A 9,684-nucleotide genomic window follows, 5' to 3' on the forward strand; every position below is an offset into this window, starting at 1 on the left:
CCGACCGGGCCTAGGCCGAGGCGCTGTTCGCCGACACCCCGGCGCTGTCCGGGCTGGCCGGGGACGAGCGGCTCGCGCTGATCGCCTCCGCGCACCCGGTGGATCTCGAGCCCGGCGCGCCGGTGGTCCTGCAGGGGCCGACCCACGCGGTCGTCGTGGAGTCCGGCGTCATCGCCATGCCCGACGGCGTCGAGCTGCGCCGGGGCACGCTGGTCGGCCCGGTCGGTGACGGCATCCCGGGGATGGTCGCGCAGGCCCGCACCCCCGTACGCCTGTGGGTCATCCCGGACGCCTCCGATCTGCCGCCGCTGGTCGGCACGCCCGGCTCCACCGCGGGCGGTCCGGCCGGCAGCGGTCCGGCCGCCGAGGGCGTGCACTCCGCCGGCGTCTATCCGCCGCTGGCCGTGCCACCAGGTCCGCCGGACGGCACCGAGGACCCCGAGGTGGACCGCCGTTTCGAGCGCCGGATGTGGTGGCTCGTCCTGCTGCTGCTCCTGCTGTCGCTGCTGCTCACCGTGATCAACTTCGCGCCCGGGCCGGCCTGGGCCGAGATGCCCACCGACCGCGCTCTGCTCACCTCGGACCGGGGCACGATCGTCGCGACCGTCAACGGCCGCAACGAGCGGCTCGACGAGGGCGACCGGCGCTACCTGGACGAGGGTGACCGGATCATCGTCCCCGCCGGGACCACCGGCCGGCTGACCTTCCAGGGCGGCTCGGCCACCCTGTTCTGCGCCGGTTCGCAGGCCCAGGTCGGCAAGCTCTACACCGATGCCGGACGTCAGCGGGTGCCGCACGGGGCTCTCGCCCTGGAGGCCGGCCGCCTGCTCGCCGACACGGCCAGTACCAGCGGTGCCTACCAGGCGCTCTCCCTGAACGTCGCCCGGCCCGGCGGCCTGGTCACCAACAACGGCGCCTCCTGGTACGCGGTCGAGCCCGACGGCCTGATCGCCGCCACCGGCCGCGTCTTCGTGGGCGGCACCCCGGCCCCGGCCACCGGTACGGACCTGAGCTGCGGTGACGGCGTCAAGGTGGAGCCGCCGGCCGGTTCGCCCAGCCCGTCGCCCAGTGATCAGCCGCTGCCCTCGGACCTGCCCAGCGAGATCCCCTCCGTGCCGACGCCGACCTCGGTGCCGCCGACGGAGGCGACGACCGAGCCGGAGCCGACCGCCGACCCGGTGGACCCGACGACGCCGGACGACCCGGACCCGACCACCACCCGGCCGACGACCCGGCCCACGACGCGACCGACGACCACGCCGCCGCGCACGCCCCGGCCGACCACCCCGGTGCCGACGACCACCACGCCGCGGCCGAGCCAGACGACGACGACGCCGCCCACGACGCCGCCCTCGTCGATCCCGACGAGCACCACACCACCGATCATCATCGGCTGACGAGGGGAACACACGTGCTCTGCTGGTTCTGTGCCAAGGCGGCCCGGGGGACCTGCCGGTTCTGCGGCCGGGGCGTCTGCGAGGACCATGCCCGCTTCGGGCCGTACCTCCTTCAGGTGAGCCGGTCGGCGCAGCGGGACCGGGCCGAGGCCCTGGTGGTCGAGGACGCCGTCCAGTGCGGCACCTGCCGGCCCAGGCCACAGCCGGTGCCGATGCCGGAACTCGACTGAGCGGCGCGGCCGGTCCGTGGGATTGGCCACCTCACCGATGGCGGTCGCTGGACGTGGGCTCCTACCGTGGGCGCCATGAGTGACTTCGACGAGGTGCTGGAGCGGCTGCTGACCGACCCGTCGTTCCAGGCCCAGCTCGCCGCTGACCCGGCGGGCGCCCTGGTCGGCTACGTCCTGGACGCCGAGGAGGCCGACCTGCTGCGCCAGCAGGTCAGCACCGACGCGGGCGCGCACACGGCGGTCGTGGAGGACCGGGTCACCAAGTCGAGCACGTTCGGGCTGTTCTCGTCGTTCGGCATCGGTGACGTGGCCGGCTCGGTCGGGCACGGCCTGGTCGACCAGGGCACCGCCGCCCCGGGAACGGTCAGCCAGGGGCTCGGTGCGGCCGCCACGGACAGTTCGGCCGGCCTCGGCGAGTGGTCGGAGTTCGGCAGCGCCACCGGGACCGCCACCGAGGGGTTCGGCTCGGCGCCGGAGGCCTGGGGGACCGGCGGCATGTCCGCCCAGTCCGGACTGGGCACGGCGCCGGAGTTTCCCGCGCGGTCCGGCTTCGGCTCGGCGCCGGGTCCCGACCTGGACGGTCTCCCGGCGGTCTCGGCCCTCGGCGACGCGCCGCGCAGCGGTCTCGGCGAGTCCGGTTCGGCGCACAGCGGCCTGGGGGAGCCCGAGCAGCTGGCGCCGCCGAAGGGCTACCACAACCGGGTCGACGCGGACGGCGACGGCCACCTCGACAAGGCGACCTACCGGGGCCGCGAGGACGGCGGCGCGGAGATCCGGGTGGATCTCGACCGCGACGGGCAGGCCGACTTCGTCGGCGTCGACAAGGACCTGGACAACCGGGTCGACTTCGCCGACTACGACAAGGACCACGACGGCGTCTTCGAGAAGCGGATGTTCGACGACGACGGCGACGGTTTCCTCGACCGCACGGTCCTGCACTAGGGGCAGCCGGATCGGCAAAGCTCTGGCATTGATGGTCACCGAAGCCGCACCATGGGTGCATGGTGGCGATCGCCGCACGCGGCCTCACGAAGAACTTCGACGATGTCGTCGCGGTGGACAGCGTCGACCTGGAGATCAAGCCCGGCGAGTTCCTGGTGGTGCTCGGGCCGACCGGCTGCGGTAAGTCGACGCTGCTGCGGCTGCTGGCCGGGTTCGAGGAGCCGACCCGCGGCACGGTCACCTTCGACGGCGTGCCGGTGGCCGAGATCGGCCCCCGCGAACGGGACATCGCGATGGTGTTCCAGAACTACGCCCTCTACCCGCACCTGACGGTCGCCCAGAACATCGGTTTCCCGCTGCGCGCGACGGCCCATCCGGCCGAGGAGATCGGGGCCCGGGTCGCCGACGTGGCCCGCAGTGTGGGGGTCGCGGACCTGCTCAGCCGCTATCCCGAGCACCTGTCCGGCGGTCAGCGCCAGCGCGTCGCGATGGCTCGCGCGCTGGTCCGTAAGCCCGCGGTCTTCCTGCTCGACGAGCCGTTGTCCAACGTGGACGCGGGGGCCCGGGCGGCGCTGCGCGGCGAGATCGTGGCCCTGGCCCGGCGGCTGGCGGTGACCACGATCTACGTGACGCACGACCAGACCGAGGCGATGAGCATGGCCGACCGGATCGCGGTGCTGCGCCTGGGCGTGCTCCAGCAGGTCGGCCCGCCCGTCGATGTGTACGCGGACCCGGACACCCTGTTCGTGGCGGCGTTCCTCGGCATGCCCCGCACCAGCCTGCTGGAGGCGGCCGTGTACGCCGAGGGCGGCAAGGTGGTGCTCGATCTGGGCTCGCAGGTGCTGGAGCTGCCGCCGGGGGATCCGCGTACGGCGCGGCTGGCCGAGCACCACACCGAGCGGGTCACCCTGGCGTTGCGGGCGCTGCCGTTGCGCGAGCACGACATGTCGGTACGGGGCACGGTGTGCGCGGTGGAGAACCTGGGTCACGAGCTGCTGGCCCACGTCGACGTCGGCGGGGTGCCGAGCGTCCGGCTGGACGCGCCGGCGGCCCCTTCGCGGTCGGTCGCCGCGAGCACGCCGTACGGCTTCTATCCCGCGTACGACCTGGTGGACGCGCCGCCGACGGGTGAGGTGATGGTCCGGGTCCCGGTTCCCCGGCAGGTGCGGGTGGGTGAGGAGCTGGAGGTCGGCATCGGTCTGACGGACCTGTTGCTCTTCGATCGGACCGGGCTGCGGATCCGGTTCGACCAGGCGTGAAAAAAACGTTCACTGGACAGGAACAGTTAACAGTCCTAATAATTGGCCAACTGTCGATACACCGACGTGGAGGCCACCCCCCATGCGCCGTTCACTCATCCTCGCCGTCACCGCCGCCCTGGCGGCCACCGGCTCCGCCGTCTACATAGCCTCGTCCGCGAGCGCTGCCGCCGCCTGTGCCCCGGCGTGGAGCTCCTCGGCGGTGTACGTCAAGGACAACTCCGTTTCGTACCAGGCCAAGAACTACACCGCGAAATGGTGGACGCAGGGCGAGGTGCCCACGGCCAGCGGCGAGTGGGGTGTCTGGGCCGACAAGGGCGCCTGCGGCGGCACCACGCCCCCGCCGACGACCCCACCGCCCACGACGCCACCCCCGACGACGCCACCCCCGACCACCCCGCCTCCGACCACGCCGCCGCCCACCACGCCGCCGCCGGTCGCCGGGCTGCCCAAGCACGCGCTGATCGGCTACCTGCACTCGAGCTTCGCCAACGGCTCCGGCTACCTGCGGATGGCCGACGTCCCGGCCGACTGGGACATCATCAACCTGGCCTTCGGCGAGCCGACCAGCGCTACCTCCGGCGACATCCGCTTCACCCTCTGCCCGGCGGCCGAGTGCCCCGGCGTGGAGAGCGAGGCGGACTTCATCAGCGCCATCCGGGCCAAGCGCACGGCCGGCAAGAAGGTGCTGCTGTCCATCGGCGGCGCGAACGGCCAGGTCCAGCTCACCACGACCGCGGCCCGGGACAAGTTCGTCAGCTCGGTCAGCGCGATCATCGACAAGTACGGCCTGGACGGCGTCGACATCGACTTCGAGGGCCACTCGCTGTCGCTGAACACCGGTGACACCGACTTCAAGAACCCGACGACGCCGGTCATCGTCAACCTGATCGCCGCGCTGAAGTCCCTGAAGGCCCGCTACGGCGCGAACTTCGTGCTGACCATGGCCCCGGAGACGTTCTTCGTGCAGCTCGGCTACCAGTACTACGGCTCCGGGCCGTGGGGCGGGCAGGACCCGCGCGCGGGCTCGTACCTGCCGGTGATCTATGCGATGCGCAACGACCTGACGGTGCTGCACGTGCAGGACTACAACAGCGGCTCGATCATGGGCCTGGACAACCAGTACCACAGCATGGGCGGGGCCGACTTCCACATCGCGATGACCGACATGATGCTGGCCGGCTTCCCGGTGGCCGGCAACACGGCCAACATGTTCCCGGCCCTGCGCGAGGACCAGGTCGCCTTCGGCGCACCGTCATCGGTGAGCGCGGGCAACGGCTATGTCGCCCCGGCGGGGGTCCAGCAGGCGGTGACCTGCCTGGTCAAGGGCAGCAACTGCGGAGGGTACGCGGTCCGCAGCGGCACCAACCCGAACTTCCGGGGCCTGATGACCTGGTCGATCAACTGGGACAAGTTCTACAACTGGGAGTTCCGTACCAACCACGAGGGCTTCCTCAACGGGCTGGGCTGATCCCTCTGCTTGCCGGGGGCGGTGGTCAGAAACCTGATCGCCGCCCCCCTTCACGCGATGGCGTTGTGGACGGCGACGCGATGAGTGTCGGGATTGGACCAGGACCAGTTGGGGTGGGCGCGGTTGGTCAGCAGCACCACGACCGTCTTGCGGGCCGGGCTGACCAGCAGCGAGGTGCCGGTGAAGCCGGTGTGGCCGTACGTGGTGGGTGCCGCGAGCTTGCCCATGAACCAGGGCTGGTTCATCTCGAAGCCCAGCCCGTGGTCGGCGCTGCGGCCGGGGCGGTCGGCGTCGACGGCCTTCTTGCCCTTGTTGACGTTGGTCAGGGCGGTCTTGAGGATGTCGGCGGACAGCAGGCGTCTGCCGTTGTGGGTGCCGCCGTTGAGCAGCAGCTGGCCGATGACGGCGACATCTTTCGCGGTGCCGAAGACGCCGGCGTGCCCGGCCACCCCGCCGAGATGGTTGCAGACGTCATCGTGGACGGTGCCGCGCAGCAGGCCCCGGGACGAGCGGGCGTCGGTGGCGACGAGCCGCTTCTTGTCGGAGACCCATTTCAGGGGCTGGAAGCCGGTGTCCTTGAGGCCGAGCGGGGTGAGCAGGTTGTCACGCAGGGCCTTGTCGAGGCTTTTGCCGGTGAGCTTCTCGACCAGCCGGCCCAGCAGCATCAGCCCGACGCTGGAGTAGCGGAAGGTGGTGCCGGGCACGCCGCCCTTGACCAGCGGGGTGGTGAGCACGGCTTTCCAGCGGGCGGCGTTGTCGGGCAGGCCGGTGACCTTCGCGCCGACGGGCAGGGCGCTGGTGTGGGCCAGCAGCATCGCGATGGTGATCGTGCCCTTGCCGGTGCCGGTGAACTCAGGTAGGTACTTGCGCAGCGGCGCGTTGAGGTCGATCTTGCCCTGGTCGGCCAGTCGCAGCACGAGCAGCGCGGTGTAGACCTTGGTCAGCGAGGCCAGGTCGAAGATCGCGTCGGGTTTCATGACGACGCGTTTGCCGGCGGGCAGCTCGACCGGGCCGGCTTTGTAGCGCAGGGCGTGCCCGACGGCGGTGTGCAGGGTGGTCTTGCCGTCGACCATGACCAGCGCGACGGCGCCCGCGTAGCCGGGGTGCTTCGGGTTGTCCGAGGTCGGCTTCAGATACTTCGTCAGTGCGTTCTGCACGCGGGCCGCGTACGGCGGCGGCGCGGCAGCGCGGGTCTGCGCCGGGGTGGGCCTGATCGCGGCCGAGGTCTTCGACGGGGCGACGGAAACCTGATCGGCCACGGGCACCGCGCCCGGCTCGTTCCAGCTGGGCCCGCCCGCCTTCCCACACCCGGCAAGCGTGGCCGCGGCAGCGGCGAAACCACCCCCGAGCAGGGACCGACGACGAATATCCACGCCGCCGATGATGGCACGCCGGGACCGCCCGCATGTACCCCGCTTGGTCTTGCCAGCACGCAGCTGTCATCGGCGGTAGCGACGGCCGGTGCCATGCAACCAGGCACGATATCGCCTTGAACTTGCCCTTGATCTTGTCCTTCAGTCTGCTCACCTCCCCGCTACCCTGGGCCGATGAACACCCCGGTCGCTTTTGTCCTCGGGGGCGGTGGCGTGCTCGGCGCCGTGCAGGTGGGCATGCTGCGCGCTCTCTTCCGGGCGGGCTACCGGCCCGACGTCGTCGTCGGCACCTCCATCGGCGCGGTCAACGGTGCGCTGGTCGCCGCCGACCCCACCGAGGCGGTCACCGAACGCCTGGTCCGGCTGTGGTCGTCGCCCGAGGCCGCCGAGGTGTACGGCGACTCCCTCGCCCGTCAGCTCCGCCGCTTCGCCGCCCGCACCCACCTGCACTCGCCGCTGCCGTTGCGCCGCCTGCTCACCAGTGAGCTGGGCGAGCAGTCCACGTTCGCCGACCTCAAGGTGCCGTTCCGGTGTTGCGCGGCCAGCATCGAACGCGCGGCCGAGCACTGGTTCGACAGCGGCCCGCTGGTCGACGCCGTGCTGGCCTCGTCGTCGGTGCCCGGGCTGCTGCCGCCGATGGAGATCGACGGGGAGCACTTCGTCGACGGCGGCATCGTCAACTCGATCCCGATCGGGGAGGCCGTGCGAGTCGGCGCCAAGCGGATCTTCGTGTTGCAGGTCGGGCGGATCGAGCGGCCGCTGGTGGTGCCGAAGCGGCCGTGGGAGGTGGCCCAGGTGGCGTTCGAGATCGCCCGGCGGCACCGCTTCGCCCGCGATGTTGCATCGCTGCCCGACGATGTACGGGTGCATGTCCTGCCGACCGGCGGAGGCGACAGCCGCGACGACTCGCCGTGGGCGTACCGCGACATGGCGGCCGCGGGTCGCCGGATCAGCCGCGCCTACACCGCCTCGCGCCGCTACCTCGCCGCCAACGTGACCCCCGCCTCAGCCGACGGTTCGTGATGCTGCCCCCTGTCTGGGTCCGCCGGCTGGTCATCGCCCCGGCCGTGGTCGTGCTGTCCGTCGCGCTGCTGGCCACGCTGCCGGTGTGGCTGATCCTGGCCCTGGCCGCCTCGCCGCTGGTGCCCGGGCATCTGCGGGTGCCGCGGCTGGTGTTCCTGGCCATCGCCTACCTGATCTGGGACGCGGCCGCGCTGGTGTGCCTGGCCGCGCTCTGGCTGGCGTCGGGTTTCGGGTGGAAGATCCGCAATCCCACCTTCCAGCGCGCCCACTACGTGCTCACCGGCTGGTTCCTCGACGTGCTGTTCTGGCTGGCCCGCTGGTCGCTGCACCTGAGCATCGACGTGGTCGGCACCGACCCGGACACCGGGATGCCGGGGCGCCCGGAGGTCGTGGTGAGCCGGCACGCCGGGCCGGGCGACTCGTTCGTCCTCATCCACGGCCTGGTCAACTGGTTCGACCGGGAGCCGCGGATCGTGCTCAAGGCGACCCTGCAGTGGGACCCGGCGGTCGACATCCTGCTCAACCGCCTGCCGAACAGGTTCATCTCGCCTGGCCACACCCGTACGGCGTCGCTGGAGCAGGAGATCAGCGACCTGGCGACCGGGCTGGACGACAACGACGCGTTCGTGATCTTCCCGGAGGGCGGCAACTTCACCCCGCGCCGGCGCATCAGGGCGATCGCGTTCCTGCGGGCCAAGGGCATGGAGGACATGGCGGTCAAGGCCGAGGGGCTGCGCCACGTGCTGCCGCCCAAGCCGGGCGGGTTGTTCACCGCGATCGACGCCGCCCCGGACGCGGGGGTCATCTTCGTGGCGCACACCGGGCTGGACCGGATGATCACCGTCCGGGACCTGTGGCGTGAGCTGCCGATGGACAAGCAGCTGGTGATGCGGTTCTGGAGCGTGCCGCCGGAGGAGGTGCCGGCCGGCGAGGAGGAACGGGTGGCCTGGCTCTACGAGTGGTGGGCCCGCATCGACGCCTGGATCGAGGAGAACCGCCCGCAGCCGCGCCCGCTGGGCACCGACTGGTCCGCCCGGCGCACGCCGGCCGCTTAGCCCTGAGCTGCAGAAGGCCCGGACGCAACCAGCGTCCGGGCCTCCTCGTCGATCGGTGCCGGTCAGCCTCCCAGGCTGGTGTACAGGCTGTCCGGGGCCTCGGTGGTCTCCCCGGCGGCCGGCTTCTGCGCCTCGACCTTGATGCCGTAGTCGGTGTAGAGCACCTCGAGCGGCTGGGCCTGCTGGCCGTTGACCGCCGGGAGCTGGATCGTCAGCGCCGACAGCCGGCCCTGCTCGTCCAGGCCAGCGGTGAACGGCACCTTCTGCGCCTGCGCGCCCCAGGTCTTGACCAGCGTCTGGTCCACGCCCGCCACGCCGGCCGCCTTGGTCAGATCAAGCGTGCCCTTGTAGCTGCGGGCGTCGACCTGCTGCACGTCGGTGGTCGAGGTGAGCAGCTGCGCGGTGTTGGCCGGGTCGATCTGGCCCGGGCGCAGGCCCACGTTGGCGCCCTCGGGCAGCCGGGAGACGTCCACGTGGGTCCAGGTGGTGCCCTTGGTGACGCCCGGGACCTTCACGTAGAGGTCCTGGCCGACCAGCAGGGTCTGCACCTTGACCTCGGTGTTGGGCCCGGTGACGGTGAGGTCGGCGGTGCCGGTGCCGTTCGGGGCGTCCATCAGGCCGGTCAGCTTGAGACCGGGACCCGAGGTCATGGTGACCTTGAAGCTGGTGGTGCCCAGCGTGGCGGTGGCCGTGGCCAGTGCGGCGGCGGCCGTCGCGTCGGGGCTGGCCGCGACGGCGGACGCGCTGGGGGTGTCCGTCACCGGGGCGCTGGCGCCCGGGGTGCCGTCGCTGTCAGCCGTGCAGCCGGTCATCGCGAAAGCGACCGCGGCCATCGATGCGAGGCCGAGTCCGGCGAGTCGTGGCGTCCGCATGTCGGTCCTTTCCTGCCCTGCCGCGCGTCCGGGGGTGACGAACGGTCGGGGGGTGGATTGCC

9 protein-coding genes are annotated in these 9,684 nt (G+C 71.8%); 7 read left to right on the top strand and 2 right to left on the bottom strand.

What is annotated here, in order from left to right; translation table 11 throughout:
• Nucleotides 1-98: 98 nt before the first annotated feature.
• The 5 genes from AB0C29_RS19470 (at nt 99) to AB0C29_RS19490 (ending at nt 5,299) form a co-directional block, all read left to right on the top strand.
• Nucleotides 99-1,397, top strand: coding sequence for a hypothetical protein (locus AB0C29_RS19470; protein ID WP_360821958.1), 1,299 nt, complete (start codon nt 99-101; stop codon nt 1,395-1,397).
• 14 nt (nt 1,398-1,411) lie between these two features.
• Nucleotides 1,412-1,627, top strand: a complete 216-nt coding sequence (locus tag AB0C29_RS19475) for a hypothetical protein (protein WP_360821960.1) — start codon at nt 1,412-1,414, stop codon at nt 1,625-1,627.
• Between the two features lie 75 nt (nt 1,628-1,702).
• Nucleotides 1,703-2,569, top strand: a complete 867-nt coding sequence (locus tag AB0C29_RS19480) for a hypothetical protein (RefSeq protein WP_360821962.1) — start codon at nt 1,703-1,705, stop codon at nt 2,567-2,569.
• A gap of 59 nt (nt 2,570-2,628) precedes the next feature.
• Complete coding sequence (locus tag AB0C29_RS19485) at nt 2,629-3,828, top strand: ABC transporter ATP-binding protein (RefSeq protein ID WP_360821964.1); 1,200 nt, start codon at nt 2,629-2,631, stop codon at nt 3,826-3,828.
• An 82-nt stretch (nt 3,829-3,910) separates the two neighbouring features.
• Nucleotides 3,911-5,299: a glycosyl hydrolase family 18 protein gene (locus tag AB0C29_RS19490; RefSeq protein ID WP_360821966.1), complete on the top strand. Its 1,389-nt coding sequence runs from the start codon at nt 3,911-3,913 to the stop codon at nt 5,297-5,299.
• 50 nt (nt 5,300-5,349) lie between these two features.
• Here the strand turns inward: AB0C29_RS19490 and AB0C29_RS19495 are convergent, their stop codons facing one another.
• The gene (locus tag AB0C29_RS19495) at nt 5,350-6,672 is read right to left on the bottom strand and encodes a serine hydrolase domain-containing protein (RefSeq protein ID WP_360821968.1); all 1,323 of its coding nucleotides are present in this window, start codon (nt 6,670-6,672) and stop codon (nt 5,350-5,352) included.
• A gap of 174 nt (nt 6,673-6,846) precedes the next feature.
• Between AB0C29_RS19495 and AB0C29_RS19500 the strand changes: the two genes are divergently transcribed.
• Nucleotides 6,847-7,695 carry a patatin-like phospholipase family protein gene (locus AB0C29_RS19500; RefSeq protein ID WP_360821970.1) on the top strand — a complete coding sequence of 283 codons (849 nt, stop codon included), beginning with the start codon at nt 6,847-6,849 and terminating at the stop codon, nt 7,693-7,695.
• On the top strand, nt 7,692-8,750 hold the full coding sequence (locus AB0C29_RS19505) for a 1-acyl-sn-glycerol-3-phosphate acyltransferase (RefSeq protein ID WP_360821972.1): 1,059 nt from the start codon (nt 7,692-7,694) through the stop codon (nt 8,748-8,750). Before AB0C29_RS19500 ends, AB0C29_RS19505 begins: the two co-directional genes overlap by 4 nt.
• Before the next feature lie 62 nt (nt 8,751-8,812).
• On the opposite strand, the gene AB0C29_RS19510 is transcribed toward AB0C29_RS19505, so the two are convergent.
• Nucleotides 8,813-9,684, bottom strand: an 872-nt coding sequence (locus AB0C29_RS19510) for a hypothetical protein (protein WP_360821974.1), incomplete at its 5' end; no start/stop codon positions are given.

It is taken from the genome of Actinoplanes sp. NPDC048791, assembly GCF_040650095.1.
Classification (GTDB): domain Bacteria; phylum Actinomycetota; class Actinomycetes; order Mycobacteriales; family Micromonosporaceae; genus Actinoplanes.